The organism is Sedimenticola hydrogenitrophicus (assembly GCF_025175675.1).
Taxonomy (GTDB): Bacteria; Pseudomonadota; Gammaproteobacteria; order Chromatiales; family Chromatiaceae; genus Sedimenticola; species Sedimenticola hydrogenitrophicus.
In genome coordinates this window covers 100968-119243 of record NZ_JANIOA010000010.1, presented here as the reverse complement: position 1 = coordinate 119243, position 18276 = coordinate 100968, and the positions used below count along the sequence as shown (strand labels likewise).

The 18276-nt window shown below is 60.3% G+C and carries 14 protein-coding genes; 6 read left to right on the top strand and 8 right to left on the bottom strand.

Annotated elements, in window-relative coordinates; genetic code table 11:
- The first annotated feature begins 173 nt into the window (after positions 1 to 173).
- From NPX02_RS07795 to NPX02_RS07780, 4 genes are all read left to right on the top strand, one after another.
- Entirely contained in the window at positions 174 to 971 is a 798-nt protein-coding gene (locus NPX02_RS07795; protein WP_260292929.1) for a response regulator transcription factor, read from the top strand.
- A 158-nt stretch (positions 972 to 1129) separates the two neighbouring features.
- Positions 1130 to 2188 carry an HD domain-containing phosphohydrolase gene (locus tag NPX02_RS07790; protein WP_260292928.1) on the top strand — a complete coding sequence of 353 codons (1059 nt, stop codon included), beginning with the start codon at positions 1130 to 1132 and terminating at the stop codon, positions 2186 to 2188.
- A gap of 45 nt (positions 2189 to 2233) precedes the next feature.
- Positions 2234 to 3754, top strand: coding sequence for a response regulator (locus NPX02_RS07785; protein WP_260292927.1), 1521 nt, complete (start codon positions 2234 to 2236; stop codon positions 3752 to 3754).
- 18 nt (positions 3755 to 3772) lie between these two features.
- Complete coding sequence (locus tag NPX02_RS07780) at positions 3773 to 4834, top strand: SAM-dependent methyltransferase (protein WP_260292926.1); 1062 nt, start codon at positions 3773 to 3775, stop codon at positions 4832 to 4834.
- 253 nt (positions 4835 to 5087) lie between these two features.
- Here the strand turns inward: NPX02_RS07780 and NPX02_RS07775 are convergent, their stop codons facing one another.
- Positions 5088 to 6305, bottom strand: coding sequence for a beta-ketoacyl-[acyl-carrier-protein] synthase family protein (locus NPX02_RS07775; RefSeq protein ID WP_260292925.1), 1218 nt, complete (start codon positions 6303 to 6305; stop codon positions 5088 to 5090).
- A complete protein-coding gene (locus NPX02_RS07770; protein ID WP_260292923.1) occupies positions 6302 to 6553 on the bottom strand; it encodes an acyl carrier protein in 252 nt (83 codons plus the stop codon). The genes NPX02_RS07775 and NPX02_RS07770 overlap by 4 nt, the downstream gene beginning before the upstream one ends.
- 186 nt (positions 6554 to 6739) lie before the next feature.
- Between NPX02_RS07770 and NPX02_RS07765 the strand changes: the two genes are divergently transcribed.
- Positions 6740 to 9220, top strand: a complete 2481-nt coding sequence (locus NPX02_RS07765) for an ATP-binding protein (protein ID WP_260292922.1) — start codon at positions 6740 to 6742, stop codon at positions 9218 to 9220.
- Between the two features lie 21 nt (positions 9221 to 9241).
- Here the strand turns inward: NPX02_RS07765 and NPX02_RS07760 are convergent, their stop codons facing one another.
- Together NPX02_RS07760 and hrpB are read right to left on the bottom strand one after the other, a co-directional pair.
- Positions 9242 to 10150 (bottom strand): crotonase/enoyl-CoA hydratase family protein, encoded by a 909-nt coding sequence (locus NPX02_RS07760; RefSeq protein WP_260292921.1) that lies wholly within the window; start codon positions 10148 to 10150, stop codon positions 9242 to 9244.
- Positions 10151 to 10614: 464 nt separating this feature from the next.
- On the bottom strand, positions 10615 to 13134 hold the full coding sequence (hrpB, locus tag NPX02_RS07755) for an ATP-dependent helicase HrpB (protein ID WP_260292920.1): 2520 nt from the start codon (positions 13132 to 13134) through the stop codon (positions 10615 to 10617).
- 110 nt (positions 13135 to 13244) lie between these two features.
- On the opposite strand from hrpB, the gene ybaK reads away from it, so the two are divergent.
- Positions 13245 to 13727, top strand: a complete 483-nt coding sequence (gene ybaK / locus NPX02_RS07750) for a Cys-tRNA(Pro) deacylase (protein ID WP_260292919.1) — start codon at positions 13245 to 13247, stop codon at positions 13725 to 13727.
- A 23-nt stretch (positions 13728 to 13750) separates the two neighbouring features.
- Here the strand turns inward: ybaK and NPX02_RS07745 are convergent, their stop codons facing one another.
- The 4 genes from NPX02_RS07745 to NPX02_RS07730 all read right to left on the bottom strand — a co-directional run bounded on the left by NPX02_RS07745 (position 13751) and on the right by NPX02_RS07730 (position 18016).
- Positions 13751 to 13945 (bottom strand): hypothetical protein, encoded by a 195-nt coding sequence (locus NPX02_RS07745; protein ID WP_260292918.1) that lies wholly within the window; start codon positions 13943 to 13945, stop codon positions 13751 to 13753.
- 1 nt (position 13946) lies between these two features.
- Positions 13947 to 15761 (bottom strand): AAA family ATPase, encoded by a 1815-nt coding sequence (locus NPX02_RS07740; RefSeq protein WP_260292917.1) that lies wholly within the window; start codon positions 15759 to 15761, stop codon positions 13947 to 13949.
- Between the two features lie 46 nt (positions 15762 to 15807).
- A complete protein-coding gene (locus NPX02_RS07735; RefSeq protein ID WP_260292916.1) occupies positions 15808 to 16005 on the bottom strand; it encodes a nodulation protein E in 198 nt (65 codons plus the stop codon).
- 190 nt (positions 16006 to 16195) lie between these two features.
- Positions 16196 to 18016: an RNB domain-containing ribonuclease gene (locus tag NPX02_RS07730; protein WP_260292915.1), complete on the bottom strand. Its 1821-nt coding sequence runs from the start codon at positions 18014 to 18016 to the stop codon at positions 16196 to 16198.
- Positions 18017 to 18276: the final 260 nt, after the last annotated feature.

Genomic DNA, 18276 nt, shown 5'->3' with positions numbered 1-18276 from the left:
AATTACTTAACAGTCCGGGAGAGTAGTCACGTTTCAGGGTTCAAAAGGCGCCGCGCGTCGTCCGCCCAGCGTCCGGAACTGAATTCTGAAACTTGAGCCGCGAATTGGCGACGGGATAAAGAACGGCGCTCAACGGCCGCTACCGTTCATATGGACTCCTGCCGGGCGCGAAGATGTCGCTGACTCTCAATGATCTGATGGTAATACTGGTTGAACCTTCCGCCACCCAGCAGAAGATCGTCACCCGCTATCTCAACAATCTGGGGATACACCGTATCACCCCGGTCACCAGTGGCCGCGAAGCCCTCGACCTGATGGTCGGGTACGCGCCGGATCTGGTGATCAGCACGTTCTACCTGCCCGACATGACCGGCACCGACCTGGTGCACCGCATGCGCGAGACCGATTCGATCGGGGATACCGCCTTCATGCTGATCTCCAGTGAAACCCGTTTCCGTTACCTGGACCCCATTCGCCAGGCCGGCGCCATCGCCATTCTGCCCAAACCGTTTACCCAGGACTCCCTGCGCATCGCCCTTGGCTCGACCCTTGAGTATCTCGATCCACAGGCGCTCAACCTGGGCAGCTACGATCCGGAAAGCCTCCACGTCCTGCTGGTGGACGACAGCGGCTTCGCCCGCAAGCACCTGCGTAAAACCCTGACCGACATGGGCCTGGAAATCTTTACCGAGGCGAACAACGGGAAGGAGGCCATGGAACTGCTGGAGAGCAACTTTTTCGATCTCATCGTGACCGATTACAACATGCCGGAGATGGACGGCGAGGCGCTGGTGAACCATGTCCGCGCCAACAGCAGCCAATCCTCGATTCCGATTATCATGGTGACCAGTGAAGAGCGCGAGAGCCGCCTGGCCGCCATACAGCAGGCCGGGGTGTCCGCCATTTGCGACAAACCCTTCGAGGCGGGCAACATTCGCACCCTGTTACAGCAGCTATTTTCCGAGAATTAGCCACCGGCCGGGAACAGATGCGCAACTATCTTTTTGTTTTTGAATAACCTAGTATGTTTTTACTTCATACTGACCATAAATGAGAGGCATCCGCTTTCATCCCGGACCAAACGCGACGCACAATTCGCTCTGCCAACCGGATGCCTGAGGATTGGGTTATGCCAACCGTATTGATTCTAGATGACCAGACCATCAGTCTGATGATCCTTGAAGAGTTGATTCACTCTATTGATGACAGCATCCATGTGGAGTGTTTCTCTGATCCGGTAAAAGCGCTGGAGTGGGCGAAACGCAACAACCACGATCTGGTCATCACGGATTACAAAATGCCCAATATGGATGGGGTCGAGTTCACCCGCTGGTTTCGCAAGATACCCTCCTGCACCGACATACCGCTGGTTATCATCACCTGCATCGACGACAAATCGATTCGCTATCAGGCGCTGGAGGCCGGCGCCACGGATTTCCTCTCCAAACCGATCGACCACTACGAGTGCCGTGCCCGCTGCCGCAATCTGCTGCAACTGAGAAAACAGCAAGTCATTATTAAAGACCGGGCGCGCTGGCTGGAACAGGAGATCTCACGAAAAACCGAAGAGCTGCAGCATCGTGAAAAGGAGACGTTGTTGCGTCTTGCGAAGGCCGGTGAATTTCGTGATGAGGAGACCGGTGACCATGTTATTCGCATGTCCGACTTCGCCTGCCTGATCGCTCGCTCACTCGACCTGGACGACAACCTGTGCGAAGTCATCCGCCTGGCCGCGCCGATGCACGATATCGGCAAGATCGGCATACCGGATCACATCCTGCTCAAACCCGGCAAACTGACCAGCCAGGAGTGGAGCATCATGCAGACCCATACCCGGATCGGCTATGACATCCTGCGTGACAGCACCTCCTGCTACATCCAGGCGGGCGCGGTTATCGCCTACGGTCATCACGAGCGCTTCGATGGCAAGGGCTACCCCCAGGGATTGGCCGGCAGCGAAATCCCCATTGAAGCGCGCGTGGTTGCCGTTGCCGATGTATTTGACGCGTTGCGATCAGTGCGCCCTTACAAAAACGCCTGGCCCCTGGATCGAACACTGGGCTATCTAGAAACCCAGCGGGGCAGGCACTTCGATCCGGATTGCGTGGACGTATTTCTGGCCAACCTGGACAAAGTACTCGAGATTCACGACAACTTGTCGATCAGCCATGAAAACCTCAATCAGTAGACAGATGCCATGGAAAGCACCGACAGCACAGCGCGAGCCGGAGTCATGAAAGCCCGGGGAATACCAGGTTACCTCGGCATCGCCGGGGTGCTGTGTCTTGACCTGTTGATGTTAATGGGGAAGCTTCCGCTTGCGTTGCTTTTGCCCGCCCTGTTGATCAGCCTGATCATCATCTACAGCCTGGTCGCCACACGGTGGAAAGTCGCGCGCGAACCCGGCCTCGAAACGAGCGGCGATGCTCAACCAACCGAAGCGACCGGGGAAACAGCGCAGTCCGATAAAGCGGCGGGCGGGCCGCGGCCCGGCACCATAGAGTCATTAAGCCGTATTCGCCTGCTTCTGCTGTCCGGTGACAAGAAGGGAAAACATGAAATATCCGAACACCTCAACAGCTGGGGAGTGGAATTCACCCAAGTCGGCAACAGCGCAAGGGCTTTCGCCAAGCTGATTGAGGCCGCAGATTCGGACAGACCGTTTCAGACGGTCATTGTCGATCAGGGCGGCCTGGACATGGAGGAGTGCCAATTCGCCATCGCCCTCCGCACGGAGCCCCTGCTGCAGTCGCTGTACCTGATTCATTACGGCAGCGCCCTGCCGTCCCGGACCGAGCAGCTCTATACCGTGGGATACTCCGGGATTCTCGCTGCCCCCGTCGACAAGACCCTGCTCTTCAAGGCGCTTCACAGTGCCCGTGAAACCGCCCTGCATCGCCATAATGTGGTTCAGTTGCTCGACCACTATGAAGCGGAAAAAGGACAGCCGCCTCTTGACATCCTGATTGCCTGCGACAACATCAGTGAAAGCAGAAAGCTGCGCAGAATCCTCGATAATGCCGGCCATCAGACCTTTCTGATCAGTGACAACAGACAAATTCTCGATGCGCTCGACAATCACCATTTCGACCTCGCCATCCTGGATGCGGAGATGCCGGAAATATCCGGAATGGAAGCGATAAAGCTCTATCGTTTCGCGCATCCGAATCAACCCTGGATCCCCTTTATACTGCTGCTCGATTCCCCCAACTCCCAGATAATCCGGGCATGCGAGGATGCGGACATTGAGCACCTGATCGTCAAACCGGTGTCCACCCAGCGGCTGCTCGAAACGATCATCAGGGCGGGCGTGCAGACGGACCACAATGAGGGGGTATTCGATTACCCCGCCGCCTCGGTAGCGGCCCGCTATCACAATGACAGCCTGACACTCGACACCCACCAGCTCGAGGAACTGAAACGGCTGGGAAAAGAGAATGACTTCCTGTTGGAACTGATCGATCAGTTTGATAAGGAGAGCAGTGCATTGATCCAGGGGCTGAAACAGTCGGTCGGCAGACAGGAGATCAAATCGATCCAGGATTATGGCCACAAACTGAAGGACACCGCCGGCAATCTGGGGGCGCTGAATCTCTATCGTCTGGCAGTGCGTCTCACCCGGATCAAACAACAGGATTCCGCTCACCATCTGGAAAATCTTCTGGCGGATACGGAAAATTGCCGGGATGCCACCATTGTGGCCTTGATTGAGTACCTCTCCCAAGGTAATAATTCAGCCCACAGAAAGGAATAAATTTCTCGGGACTGAATTATGAACACGCTGATAACCAAACTCCACCAAGCCGGGATACACCCCTACGGCTCCCCTGAACTGCAGCTCTACGAAACGCGCCTGACACGCTATTTCGATCGGGAATATCGCCGCGAAGCCGATAAAAAACACACCCTCGAAGCCTTCGGGATCACCACCGATCAGGGACCGACCTGGGAAGAGACGGATGAGCTCATGTCGGTTCATTACGACCAGCCCCTGAAGTTTTTCCAGTCTTTCCTGGATCGGGACTACATGGCTTATTCCATGGCCTACTATGGCGACACGCCGGAACAGGTCATGCAGAGCGGCTTCAGTCTGGAGCAGGCACAGGAAGAGAAGTTTCGCCTGATCTGTGAGCGCGCGGAAATCCGCGGGGATGAGAGGATCCTGAATATCGGCTGTGGCTTCGGCTCCTTCGAAGCCTACCTGTTCAAGCACTTTCCGCATGTCGAGGTGGTCACCATCACCGCCAGCAAGACACAGGCGGATTACATACGCAGCAAGCAACAGCAGAGCGACCACCTGTTCAGCAAGGCCAATATCACCCTGATTGAAAACGATATCAGCAACATCCCTGCGGATGAGCTGGGCCTTGAATCCTATGACCTGGTGATCTCGATTGCGGTATTCGAACAGGTGAACAATCTGGATGCCATATTTCGCCTCATGGCCTCCCTGCTGAAACCGGGGGGCCGGGTGTTTCTGCACCTGATCGTCTCGCAACCGGTGTTTCCCCAGTACTTCAATGCGCGGCAGACGCCGGTCGGGGCCTACTTTCCCGGTGGGCGGGTCTGGCCGCATCAGGAGATGTTGAATCAGCAGCGGTATCTCACGCCCGAGCTGGGGGTGTACATCAACGGCATGAACTACTGGCGCACCATAGACGAATGGCATCGTCGATTCTGGGAGCAGATCGAACGGCTGCATGAGACACTGCTGTCGGAGGACGACATCCGCTACTGGAACAACTATTTTACCGTCTGCAAGGTGGTGCTCTTTGCTCCCCAGTCAGGCGAGTTCTTCGGCAATGGTCACTACCGCTACCGTAAAACCGGATAAGCTGGACGCGCCACAAAACCCTGAGCCGCCCGGTTCGTAGGTTGGGGTGAGCCTGCGAACCCCAACGGGGGTTTAGCGTCCGCACCACGATGTTGGGGTTCGTTCCTCACCCCAACCTACGGGCTGAATGCGCCACGGTACTCCCACCAGTCGACGGGGTCGGAGTCAACCCGTTCCTCCCTGGTGGTTGGGCCATACCATGTCGCACGGGTTGACTCCGACCCCTTGGTGGTGAACACGGGCGAGCCCGTCATTAAATCGCCTGAAGCACCTGTACCGCATTGAGTCCGCCGAACGCAAACGAGTTGGAGATCGCCACGCGGATTTTTCTCTCCCGGGCGACATTCGGTACATAGTCCAGATCACACCCCTCGCCCGGCCCGGTGAAATTGATAGTGGGCGGGATGATCCCCTCACGCAGCGCCAGCACCGTGGCAATGAATTCCAGGCCACCGGAGGCACCCAGCGCATGGCCGTGCATCGCCTTGGTGGATGAGACCATCAAGGCCTTGGCATGCGTACCGAACACCCGATGCAATGCCTCGGTTTCGGTACGGTCATTGGCCAGGGTGCCGGTGCCATGCGCATTCACATACTCCACCGACTGAGCGTCGATGGCGGCATCCTTGAGTGCGGCGCGGATGGCGCGTGCCGCCCCGTCGGCGGAGGGATCGGTGATATGGCCGGCATCCGCCGTCATGCCCGAACCGGCGAGCCGGGCGAGAATCGATGCGCCACGCCGCCTGGCGTGGCGTTCCGATTCCAGCACCACCATTCCCGCGCCCTCCCCCAACACCAGACCGCTACGATCGGCCGAAAAAGGTCGGCAATTGTCCGTGGAGACCACCCTCAGCGCCTCCCAGGCCTTCAACAACCCGTAGGTGAAGGGTGCATCGGTACCGCCGGCAATGGCAACCTCCACCACCCCGGCACGGATCAGCAGCGCCGCCTGGGCAATGGCGTGATTGGCCGACGAACAGGCGCTGGAGACGGTGAACACCGGCCCGGCGATGGAAAGCTGCATGCTCACCTGGCTGGCGGCGGCACTGGGCATGCCCTTGGGGATGGTGAACGGATGGGCGCGGGATTTTTGCTCTTTATAGAGATGGGCGTAGGTGATTTCATCGGTCTCTTTGCCCCCGCAACCGGTGCCGATAACCGCCGCCGCATCGTGCAGGACGGCCGGTTCCAGGCCGGCCTGTCCAATGGCTTCGCGGCACGCCATCAGGGCGAACTGGCTGTAGCGATCCAGGAGCGGGAGATCCCTGCTGGAAAAGTGGGCCGCCGCGTCAAACCCCTTGACCTGCGCGCCCAGCTTGATCTTCAGTGCCGCATCAGCAAATCCTTGCAGCGGAGCGATACCGCTCTGCCCGGTTTTCACGGCGGTCCAGAACCGGTCCGTATCGAGACCCAGCGCCGACACCGAGCCGAGGCCGGTGATCACCACCCGGCTATTCCCGTCCCGGGTCATACCTGGACTTTTTTTGCCAACAGTGACTGCACACCGGTCACTATATCCTGGACCGTTCGGAGGTTCTCCAGCTCATCATTCGGCACTTCAATGTCACAGATCTCCTCGACCTCATAGACGATGGTGATCGCATCCAGCGAGGTCACCCCAAGATCCTGTAGCGAGGTCATCAATGAAATCGATTCCACATCGATCATTTTCTGATTGGCAATCGCCGTTTTAACGATAGTTTCAATGTCCATGGCCATGATATATGCTTCCGTTGATGTTTCGAAAATAGACTGGATTTGCTGTCGGTGACACCACAAGCACTGTATCATCACCTAATTATGAATAGCAATCCCACATCTTTTTTTGCCACGATAGAGACAGGATTCCATCGGCTTACCCATAGACTGAGCAACCGACCGGATAGCGAGCATGAACAGGCGGCAGTGCGCATCTTTATTCAGGTTGCCCTGTTTGTCTATATCCTGGCCTCGGGACCCTCCTCGCCCGCGGCGCTGCGGGAATGGCATTTTATACTTGTTTTCATTTCGCTCTTTATCATCCTCTCCACCACCCTGTTTTTGTCCATCCTGAGCTGGCCGGACAAGTCCCCGCTACGCCGGGTGATCGGCATCGTCGCCGATGTCTCGGCCTTCAGTTTCGGACTGGCCATCACCGGTGAACTGGGAGCCCCGTGGTATGCCGTCTATCTCTGGGTCACTTTCGGCAATGGCTTCCGCTACGGTGAAAAATATCTCTATCTCTCCGGTGTGCTGTCGGTTATCGGCTTCAGTACCGTCATCGCATTCACGCCCTATTGGCGGGAGAATCTTCCACTGGGTATTGGACTGCTCGTCTCGCTCATGGTACTGCCCGGCTACGCGGCCAAGCTGACCAAACGCATTCATCAGGAGCGTCGCCGTGCGGAGGCGGCCAATCAGGCAAAGAGCGAGTTCCTGGCACGCATGAGCCATGAGATCAGGACACCGTTGAATGGCATCATCGGTACCGGTGAACTCCTCAGGGGATGTCATCTGAATCGGTTGGAACGGGAATATGTCGACACCATACATACCTCCGGCCATACCCTGCTGCGCCTGATTGAGGACATTCTGGATATATCCAAGATCGAAGCCGGAAAACTGGAAATCGAAACCACCCCGTTCGATCTCCATGCCTTGATCAACAGCACCATCAAGATGCTTGTTCCGCAGGTCAACAAAAGAAAGGTACAACTGTTTTCCCAGATCGATCCGATCATCCCGTTCCGTCTCATTGGTGATCCGCTGCATCTCCGCCAGGTGCTGATCAACCTGATCGGCAATGCCATCAAATTCACCGACTCCGGCCATGTGGAACTGCGCTGCACCCGGATCCGGGAAGCAGAGGACGCGTCCCAGGTCATCCGCTTCGAGGTCAGCGACACCGGCATCGGTATCCCCGGGGAGATACAGGAAAAAATCTTTGAGAAGTTCACCCAGGCCGACGGCAGCACCACCCGCCGCTTCGGTGGAACAGGCCTGGGGACCACCATTGCCAAGCAGCTGGTTGAACTGATGGGGGGAGAGATCGGTCTGCAAAGCGAGCCCGGCAGCGGCAGCCTGTTCTGGTTCGAACTCGGATTCCAGGCCCAGGAAAAGATGGTAACCCCGGACGAGATGCAGTTGATGCAGAGCTGCCGGGTACTGCGTATTTCAACCCTGGATGAATCGATCGAGACCAATGCCACGCACTGCCTGCACGGCTGGGGTGTGCAGTTTGACAACAGTCCCGATATTCGCGACGCGGCCAGACGACTGAAGGCGGCAGCTGCAGAGTCCCGCCCCTACCATCTGCTGCTGTTCGAGGAGACCCCGTATGATCAGAACACGGTTGATTATATCGACCACCTGTTGCGTCACCAGGGTTGCCAGGATACTTCAATCCTGCTGTTGCATAGCGGCAACAAACGACAACTGAAGCTGATCCGTCCGACCATCAAAAACCGGGTCCAGATCCTACAGGAGCCGCTGGACAAAGTGCCGCTGTTCAACATACTGCATGCATCACGGGTCTCGGACTACGATGCCAACGACATACTCTCCGCGGATTCCGCCGCCATGGATTCCGCCACGGCGCCGCATCCCGGTCCCGAGCATAGACTGGAAATACTGTTTGCCGAGGATAATCCCATCAATCGGCTGGTACTCGGCCGCATGCTCGATCAGGCGGGCCACCACTACCAGCAAGTGGAAGATGGGCAGGAGTTACTGGATGCGCTGGAAACCCGCCGCTATGACCTGGTCATCGTGGATATGCAGATGCCCCACCTGGGCGGACTGGATGCATTCAAAATATTCCGTTTTGCCCATCCAGACAACTCGATTCCGTTCATTATACTCACCGCGAACGCCACCATAGAGAGCCGTAAACAGTGTGAGGAGGCCGGGATCAAATGGTTTCTCACCAAGCCGATCTCAGCGCAACGCCTCAATAAGGTGATCCGGTTGGCGGTTGCAGACCAGAAACCACATCCCCCTTCGCCAGCGGCGATTGAGTCAACCGATGCAGCGGATGGTGATCCCATACTGGATCTGGGCACCATCAATGAGTTGTACCTGCTGGCGCCGGACCAGGCCTTCCTTGAACGGCTGCTGAACAAGCTGAAACAGGACGGAGAACAGCTGCTTGACGAGATGTCACAGGCGGTAACGGCCAACAATCCGGCACAGTTCAGCTCGTACGCACATGCCCTGAAAGGCTCCGCAGCCAATCTCGGCCTCAGCCGCCTGCAGGCCCAGGCCCTGTGTGCGGAGCAGCTGCCACAGGATCGCCTTAGCGAACAGGGGTCGGATCAGATTGCCAACCTGCGCACGGCCTTCAACCAGGGGGTCAGCGAACTCTCAAGATTGATTGAGAATCCACGCTCCCCCTTTACCGCGCCCTGAGCCGCAATCCGTTGTTGCCGATCATCCCGTATTGACCCGTTTCAACCTGGCCGCTGTGTTTGCCACCGGAGTCCAGCGTTTATTCTGTGCATGCACCAGATATTCCATCAACCGCAGATTTTTTTCCGACAGTTGTAGCGCGGTTTCAACCCAAATATTGACCACCTCCAGCAGTTCCTTGTAGGAGAGCGGATTGAACTGCTCCACCACCCGCTCCAGCCCTTCGAAACCGGTACTGCGCACCTGCTGATGGCGAATGAATTCGTGGACGGCCTCAACCCCCTTACCATCATTCACCACCTGATCCACCACCCCCAGCTCGAACAGCTCATCCGCCGTGTAGACCTTGCCACTGGCAATGATGCGCTTGGCGATGGCCGGTGCGATGCGGCGCGCCAGGAAGCTGAACGCCCCCATTCCCGGAAACATACCGAATACGGTTTCCGGAAAACCGAATTTGGCGCTCTTTTCGGCAATCAGTACATTGGCGGCGAGCGCGGCCTCGAACCCGCCGCCAAGGGTCTCTCCCTGAACCAGTGCAATGCTGGTAAACGGCAACCCATATCCGCTGATCGAGGCGTAGAGAATATCGATACAATCCCGGGCATAATTCGCCAGTCCGTCCTGGTCACCGAGCCGAATCAGGCGGATGAACATCTCCAGGTCTCCACCCAGACAGAATACGCCCGGGAGACTCGAACTGAGTATTTGATAACGCAGTCTGTGTGGGTCGCCAGACTCATGACCTTTCCTGGCGATGGATGAGATCAGGGTCTGCACCTGCTGCAGATCCCGGATGAGCCCATTACTGATGCAGGGACGGTCCGGATAGCGCAATCTGGCCCACACGGCGTGGTAGGCCGGATCAAATTCCAGATCAACATGTGTCAATCCACGGGTATTCGCCATCTCGATCTTGTGCTGTTTCATTTTTCCCTCTCCTGGATTATGTGGAAAGTTGAACAGGGGACATTTGCGACACCAACTCATCCTCCTCCGGCATTGTTCTGAATGGCAGTTATCGATCGAACGAGTTGCGCCGCACCAACAGAATCGCAGTGCATACTGCAATTCCTATGCCTTAGCATAGAGTCAATCCACGTCCGCACAGCGAATGCTGCCCGGTATTATTGAAGACACTGCCCGGCAACGGCGCTTACCGCGTACACACTACCGCTTATTCAACCACGCCATTGACCGGCCCTGCGAACCGTATCACCCTGCCACACTGCAACCTTCCCCGGGTCCTGTCCAGCCCAACATTTCCGAGTCCAATACCAGGTAATAGCGCGGCATCGCAGGGAGAAAAACGGGGAATAGCGGCAAACCTTTGCCGGTGACGGCGTGCTACAGGCCACTGATCGGCGTGCGGGAGCACGAATGACGGACCAAATTCAGCCTTTGTTGACCGGCCGTACCCGGGCAGTGGGAACCGCGGAACAGGGATCATCCGGCCAGTAGTGTTTTGGATAGCGCCCTTTCAACTCTTTACGAACTTCCGCATAGGTCCGGTCCCAGAAGCCGGCCAGGTCCTGGGTAATCTGAATCGGCCGCTGCGCCGGCGACAGCAGATGCAGCATGACGTAGACCGTTCCCCGACACACCGCCGGTGTCTGCCGCAGCCCGAACAGCTCCTGTAGCCGCACCGCCAGCACCGGCGGCTCAGCGGCCTGATAGTGTAATCTCCGGCGACCCCCGCTCGGCATCGTCAGACTGGCGGGTGCCAGTTTTTCCAGTTGCTGTTGCTGTTCCCAGGAGAGCTGGCTGTGGAGAATGGCATCCAGATCCAGCTGCTTCAAATGTTCTCTGCGGCTGATACCGGTCAACCAGGGAGCGAGCCACTCCTCCAGGCTATCCAGCAGCGCCGCGTCGGAGAGATCGGGCCAGACCGGATCATCAAGCCATGAGCGCAGTGACATCACCCTTTGCCGCCACTGCAGCAGCGCCTCGTTCCAGGGCAGTGCCCCCAGCCCCATCTGGCGTATGCCGGTGAGCATCGCCCGAGCGCTCTCGTCCTGGTCGATACGGTTCAAGGGACGCAGGGACAGGATCAGGCTCCCGAGCCGCTCTTCCTCCCGGGCCACCACAGAGTGGCTGGCGGATTCCCACGCCACCCGCCGGCCGCTGCCGATCTGCGGCGCCTGGATTGCCCGGATCTCATCCAGGGTTATCGGCGCCGCCAGGTAGGCCCGGCCCTCCCGCCGGCCGGCATCCAGCGCGGCCACCACCAGGTATTCACTCCCTGACAGGGGGTCCCCCTCCGACAGTACCACCCCACGCCCCGAAGCGAGCAGATAGCGGCCGTCCGAACCGGTACGACGCTGGGCAATGCGCTCCGGAAAGGCGAGCGACAACAGCCCACCCACACTCAACTGTTGATCATTGCGCCCCCGTTCAGAATCGGAACCCAGCAGGCGGCGCCACTGTTTCACGGAGCGTTCCACCTGCTGAGCTACGGAGCGATCCAGCCCCCCCTCCGCAGCGCGCTCCCGCCGGCCCTGCCGCCAGGCGGCCAGCCGGTGGAGACGCTCTTCAATATCGATTGAATGGGTAACCCCGGGCCGCCGTCTGAGGATATCCCGCTCGTTCAGCAAGGCGGCGAGATCCAACGCCAGATCCACCTGCCCGCCCGCATTCAACAGCAGATGGGCCAACCGTGGGTGCAGGGCAAGCCCAACCATGCGACGACCAAGTGCGGTGATCCGGCCCTGCGCGTCCAGGGCATCCAGCCGCTGCAGCAGCTCCCGGGCCTGCGCATAGGCCCCGGCCGGCGGGCCGTCCAGCCACGCCAGCCCGTCCGCCGACGTCACCCCCCAGAGCGCCAGCTCCAGCACCAGTGGCGCCAGATCAGCCTCCAGTAGTTCGGGCGGCTGATGCGGTATCAGGCGGGCCTGCTCGGCCACTGTCCACAGCCGGTAACAGACCCCCGGCCCCAGCCGCCCCGCGCGTCCGGCCCGCTGCTCGGCCGAGGCGGCCGAGACGCGCACCGTCTGCAGACGGGAGAGCCCGCTGTTGGGATCAAACCGGGGGCGTCTTGACCAGCCGGCGTCCACTACGGCGCCGATGCCTTCAATGGTCAGGCTGGTCTCGGCGATGGAGGTGGCGAGCACCACCCGCCGGCCCGCCGCCAGCGGGGTCAGGGCGGCGTCCTGATCCGCCCGGCTCAGATCACCATAGAGCGGAAACAGGGCGACCCCGGGTGGCAGGCGCTCCTTGAGGAGGGAGGCGGCGCGCCGAATCTCCCCGCTGCCCGGCAGAAAGGCCAGGATATCCCCCGCCGTCTCCGCCACCGCCCGCAGCACGCCCCGGGCCAGGGATTCACTGATATCGGCCGTTGCCGGACGCTCCAGATAGCGCAGCTCCACCGGATGGCTGCGCCCCTCGCCGACAATCACCGGCGCGCCGCCGAGCAGACCGGCCACCGCCCCGGTATCCAGGGTGGCGGACATCACCAGCAGGCGCAGGTCATCGCGCAGGTTATTCATCACATCCAGCGTGAGCGCCAGCGCCAGATCGGCATGCAGACTGCGCTCATGGAATTCGTCGAAGATGATCAGTCCGACCCCCCGGAGTTCCGGATCCTGCTGCAGGCGACGGGTCAGTATCCCCTCGGTGACCACCTCGATGCGGGTATTGGCGGAGATCTCACGCTCGAACCGGACCTGATAGCCGACCTGCTGGCCCACCGGTTCGCCAAGCAGCTGCGCCATGCGCCGCGCCGCGGCACGGGTGGCCAGACGCCGCGGCTCGAGCATGAGGATCTTTTGGCCGGCCAGCCAGGGTTGGCGGATCAGCTCCAGTGGGATCAGGGTGGTCTTACCCGAGCCCGGCGGTGCGGCCACCAGCGCACGTCCGGATTCCGCCAGGGTCCGGCAGAGTTCGGGCAGCAGTTGGGTAACCGGGAGTTGCGACATCGGGCGAGCGGTGATTCCAGGAGTCTGTTGAGCGCGAAAGCGATATTCCAGCACGGTCGGTGTTGCACTATCATAGCCCCAATCCACAGACGAACGACAGTGTATCCACCGTGACCAAGCACAAGACTCCGGCCACCGCCGCCATCCGCCAGCTGCGCCAACACCAGGTCGACTTCTCGGATCATCCCTATCGTTATACGACGGGGGGCGGTACCCGGGTCTCTGCTCTTGAGCTGGGGGTCGATGAGCACCAGGTGATCAAGACCCTGATCATGGAAGATGAAAATGGCAATCCCCTGATCGTGCTGATGCACGGCGACCGCGAGGTGTCGACCAAAGCCCTGGCCCGCCATATTGGGGTCAAGTCGATCACACCCTGCAAGCCCGCGGTAGCGGATCGCCACTCCGGTTATCAGGTGGGGGGCACCTCCCCGTTCGGCACCCGCAAGCGCATGCCGGTCTACTGCGAGGAGAGCATCCTGGCGCTGCAACGGATCTACATCAACGGCGGCAGGCGGGGCTATCTGATCAGCCTGGCTGCGGACGATCTACAGCGGGTGCTCAATCCCACCCTGGTCTCTGCCGCCCAGTAACCAACCCGGCGGTAGGTTTCCGATCAGCGGGAGTTCTTGGATTTACGGCTGGTGAGTACCACCAGCCCCAAGGCGCCGAAGAAGGCGGCAACGATGGCATGGTCCTGGCTCAGCCCAAACCCCAGCGCCGTATAGCCGGCAATGCCACCGCCGATGGCGCTGAAGGCGAGACTGCGCAGAAAGCGGCACACCGCGCAGGAGTTATTGTAATCGGCCATGTCACACCACCAGTTCGGGTCGCTCCCGGTCGCAGGTCAACGAGAGATCGAACGCCTCCCCCGCGGGAAAATCCTGTGCCACGATCCAGGTCTGACTGATCCGTCCATTCAGCCCGGGCAACGCCCGCAGGGTACTTCGGGTCCGCTCCTGATCGAAGAAGGCGAAGGGCTCATCCAGGAACACGAACTGCCGCCCCCCCTCGGTGCGCCGGTTCAGGGCCTGAGCCAGGGCCAGCCTGAGCGCCAGCATGATCTGCCGCTGGGTGCCGCTGGAGATCTCTTCCAGATCCATGAAGTCCCGCTTCTGGCTGGAGAATACCCGCACCGTGAGATCATCCTCGATCTGCAGATGCTGGTAGTTGTTGTCGGTGAAGATCGGCAGTGTCCCGCTGACCGACTCTCCCAGATCGCGATTAAAGCGCTGTGAGAGGGTATTCATCGCGCCGGACAACAATTCCAGGGCATGCTCACGAAGTTCGATGCGTCGTTCATGCTCCGCGCGCTGCTGCTGCAGCGCCTCACGGACGGCATCGAGCTGCGCCCCCTGTTTCAGACGCGCCTGCTCCTTGTGCAGCGCCGTGCCCAACCGGACACCCCGCTGACGCAGGGTCTCCCGCTTCTCCTGCAGGGTGTCGACAATCCGCTCCACGGCAGGCTCCAGTTCACTGATGGAGACGGTTTCGGCCAGGATGCGCGCCGGCAGGGCCGCGCGCTCGTCCGCCTCGCCCTCCTCGGCGTGCACCCCGTTCAGTCCGTTGGCCGGACTCAGCAGGGCGCTCTCCAGTGCCACCGCCAGCCCATTGGCCTCACCGTTGAGGCGGTTCACCCGCATCTGCCGGGTCACCACCCGCACCCAGAGCAGTGCAAACAGCAAGGCGAACAGCGCGGCGGCATAGAGCAGTCCGGTGGGGTACTGTGCCTCCCACTGGGTCAGATAGCTCTTCAGGGCGGAGTCAATACGACCGCTGTAAGGGTGATCCGGCAATCGCGCCAGCATCCCCCAGGCCACGCCACTCAGCAGGGTGGCGATCAGGCTGAACAGGCGCAGGATACTCGCCCGCCGCCTGGCGCGACGCGCGGCAAAACGTTTCGGCAGCATCTCCCGGTAGTCGCCGAACGCGCGCTCCAGGTTCGCTCCCTTCTCCTGCAGCAGCGCCTGATTGGCCTGCAGTGCCTGCTGCTCCGACTCCAGCTCGCCCAGCGCCGCGGGATCCAGGTTCAACTCCCTGAGCTCCCCGTCCTGCTGCTCGATGCGGTCCTGCAGGCCGGCAATCGCCTCGCGCTCCTGTTCGATCTCCTGTTCATGTTCATAGGCCACATACTCCAGGGTGGCGAGACCGGCCATGCTTTTGACCGCCTGGCTGTGCGGCTGGGGTGCAATGATCTCCCGCTGGGCCAGATAGTAGGACTCGATGAACTCATCATAGCCGTACCCGAGCAGATCATAGAGTACCGCTTCGACCTCGACCTGACCGCGCGCAAATGGACTCTCCTCGGCATCTGCCCGAGAGAGCCGGACCCCATGGTTGCCATTCCGATCCAGCATACGGGTAATCTGATACGGCGCCTGGTCTTCCACCCGAAAACGGACCGTGACGCTGCACGCCGGCTCGCCCCAGCGGATCAGTTTTCGCAGATCCTCCTGCCCCAGGGAGAAGGTACGACCGAACAGCGCGAAGCAGATCACCTCGCCAATCGAACTTTTGCCCGATTCATTGGCGCCGGAGACGGCGATCACCCCCTGCGCGGGCAGATTGCGCAACTCCAGACGGGCATACTTGAGGAAATTCTCGGCAATGATATCGGTAAGGATCATCCCGGAATCCTCGACTGGACGGGACGAAGTATGCGCGGCTCCTGGGTCATGCGTAGCCCTCCTCTTCCAGCCGTTCGATCTTGCTGAGCGCCAGCTGCATCGCCTCGCGATACGTGGCCTCATCGAAAGTCTCACCGCTGTTGCGGCGGCGGTCAAATTCGGCATTGCAGTAGGCGGAAAACGCCTCGGAGGGTCGCGGTACCCCGGGGGACCCGGAATGGCTGACTGGTTCTTCTCCCGACATGCTGGCTCTCCAACTTCGGCCTGATATTGTTATGGTTTGTTGCCGCCTGAAACCGCCCGCGGCGGGACATCGCCCGGTAGCGGACAGACCGGCGCCCCAGTATAAGAAGTGGCGCGTTAAAATGCGAGATATGTGGGACTCCGCTTCAGATTGGATGGCAGGATGCCGGCTGTTGATGGCGTGTGGGTGGCTAACCCAACGGCCGGAACCAGACCGTCTGATCCTCCACATCCACCTCGCGCACCGCGACGCGCAGGCATGCATCGAGGGCAAGCTCCTGGCGCAGCCGGAGTTTGGTCTCCATGGCGAGTTCGGGAATCAGCAGGGTGGCCTTGTTCTCCGCCACCTCGACCACCACCGCCTCACCCTGCCAGGTCGGATTGCGCTTCAGATGGACCAGTTTCCAATGGGTGTTGGAGAGGCGCTCGGCCCGGCGAATGGCCCCATTCAGCGGTTCAACCGCCGCAATACGCTCACCGATCTGCTGCAGAGACAGCGGCACCCGGCCATCCAGATGGGCTCGCAGCTGCTGATGGACCACCAGATCCAGATAGCGCCGCAACGGACTGGTGGTGCGGGTGTAGCAGGTCAGGCCCAGGCCTGAATGGGGCCCCTCCTGGGTCCGGGACCGGGACGGCTTCATCTTGCGGCGATAGGCATACATGGCCGCCAGTCCGACCGGGGTCTCCGCCTGGTCCGGGGCGGGTTGAATGGCGAACGGCACCGCGATCTCCTGCGCCAGCGCGTAACCGGCAATCGCTTCGCCGGCCATCACCATCGCCTCCGTCACCATCTCGCGGCTGTGAAGGCGCTGCATGGGGCGGATGACCACTTCGCCATCACGCACCCGCACACTGGCTTCCGGCAGATCGATGGTGGCCGCACCGTCGGCCAGGCGGCGCGCCCGGAAACAGTCGGTGAGCGCCCTGAGGGCGGCAAACGGCGCACTGTCCATGCGCTGGTTTACCTCGTCATAGGTGTAGCGCGTCACCTTGACCAGGCTCTTGCAGAGTTTCACATCGGTGATCCGCGCCGCCGCGTCCAGGCGCATGCCGATCGACAGTGCCGGTGAAACCGGTTGCAGGCCGAGGGCCAGCCGGTGGGTGATCTCGGGCGGTAGCATATGCACGATCTTTTCCGGCAGATAGAGGTTGGCCGCCCGGCTGCGCGCCTCCCGGTCGAGGGCCGAATCCGCGGTTACCAACGCGGCCACATCCGCCACATGCACCCACAGGCGATCGCCCTCCAGGGAGATCGCATCGTCCGGGTCTTCGCTCCCCTCATCGTCGATGGCAAATGCGGGTAGCGCGGTCAGATCCTCCCGCGCCTCGTCCGGCAGGGGCGGCAGTTCCAGGCGCGGATCCTCGCAGGGCAGCTGCTGGCGTAACGGAAACGGGTTGTGGTCGTCACGCCAATAGCCCACGCCCACCAACATGCGGTGGGCATTCACCGGGGTCTCCTGATGACCCAGCAGCTGTAGAATACGGCTGTTTTCGCTCGCCCCCAGGGCCAGCTTCTCCACCTCCACCAGCCGCTCGTGGTCCTGCGGTTCGATCGCCCGCCGCTCCAGCCGGGCGAGAAAATCCGCCCATGCCTGCTCCGCCGCCGCCTTGGCCTCGCGGGCCTGTTGATCGGCCGTCACCTGGGCCGCGCTGCGCACGCGGATCTGTTGCGGGTTCCCTTCGAAATAGAGCCCCTCTTCCACCAGTTGCCAGGTCGCCCAGGCGGTGACCGGGGTAAAGTCGCCATAGATCAGGGAAGAGAGCTCCTCCAGGTTGGTCTCCTCACCACTCAGCAGTTCCCAGGCCTCCGCCAGTTCGCCGTTCAGCTCCACCAGGTCTTCCAGCCGGTTCAGCGGACCGGGATGGAGAATCTGGATATCCTTGGGGCGGACCCGCTTGCCCTTACCGGTCCCCAGATCGATATCGATCTTGTCACTGACCTGGGTGACGCGGGCCGGACGAACCTTATACAGGGCCAAGCTGCCTGGTGCTGCTCTGAAAACTGACATGGGCTTCCTATCTGTGTCTCTCGGCTGCCGAGTATAAACCGAGAATCCCCGCTTGACCGCCGGATAGTGCGGATAATCATAAATTCATATATCCCCATATCCAGAGTGGCGACCCACTGTGCCCGGTATGTTACCCTTCGATGCTGAAGATTCTGCTCAGCCGGATCTCAAACGACCGGTTGACTCCCCCTCTAAATCGGATTACATGACTGATTCAGAGAGAATTTTCCCTGGCAATTAAAGATAACCGTTACCACACA

Bases quoted from the DNA above. Each gene is read 5' to 3' on its own strand.
- NPX02_RS07735 (WP_260292916.1), bottom strand. From the start codon at position 16,005: ATGTCGGGAGAAGAACCAGTCAGCCATTCCGGGTCCCCCGGGGTACCG.
- NPX02_RS07790 (WP_260292928.1), top strand. From the start codon at position 1,130: ATGCCAACCGTATTGATTCTAGATGACCAGACCATCAGTCTGATGATC.
- NPX02_RS07770 (WP_260292923.1), bottom strand. From the start codon at position 6,553: ATGGCCATGGACATTGAAACTATCGTTAAAACGGCGATTGCCAATCAG.
- NPX02_RS07760 (WP_260292921.1), bottom strand. From the start codon at position 10,150: ATGAAACAGCACAAGATCGAGATGGCGAATACCCGTGGATTGACACAT.
- NPX02_RS07780 (WP_260292926.1), top strand. From the start codon at position 3,773: ATGAACACGCTGATAACCAAACTCCACCAAGCCGGGATACACCCCTAC.
- hrpB (WP_260292920.1), bottom strand. From the start codon at position 13,134: ATGTCGCAACTCCCGGTTACCCAACTGCTGCCCGAACTCTGCCGGACC.
- NPX02_RS07745 (WP_260292918.1), bottom strand. From the start codon at position 13,945: ATGGCCGATTACAATAACTCCTGCGCGGTGTGCCGCTTTCTGCGCAGT.
- NPX02_RS07775 (WP_260292925.1), bottom strand. From the start codon at position 6,305: ATGACCCGGGACGGGAATAGCCGGGTGGTGATCACCGGCCTCGGCTCG.
- NPX02_RS07785 (WP_260292927.1), top strand. From the start codon at position 2,234: ATGAAAGCCCGGGGAATACCAGGTTACCTCGGCATCGCCGGGGTGCTG.
- NPX02_RS07730 (WP_260292915.1), bottom strand. From the start codon at position 18,016: ATGTCAGTTTTCAGAGCAGCACCAGGCAGCTTGGCCCTGTATAAGGTT.
- NPX02_RS07795 (WP_260292929.1), top strand. From the start codon at position 174: ATGTCGCTGACTCTCAATGATCTGATGGTAATACTGGTTGAACCTTCC.
- NPX02_RS07740 (WP_260292917.1), bottom strand. From the start codon at position 15,761: ATGATCCTTACCGATATCATTGCCGAGAATTTCCTCAAGTATGCCCGT.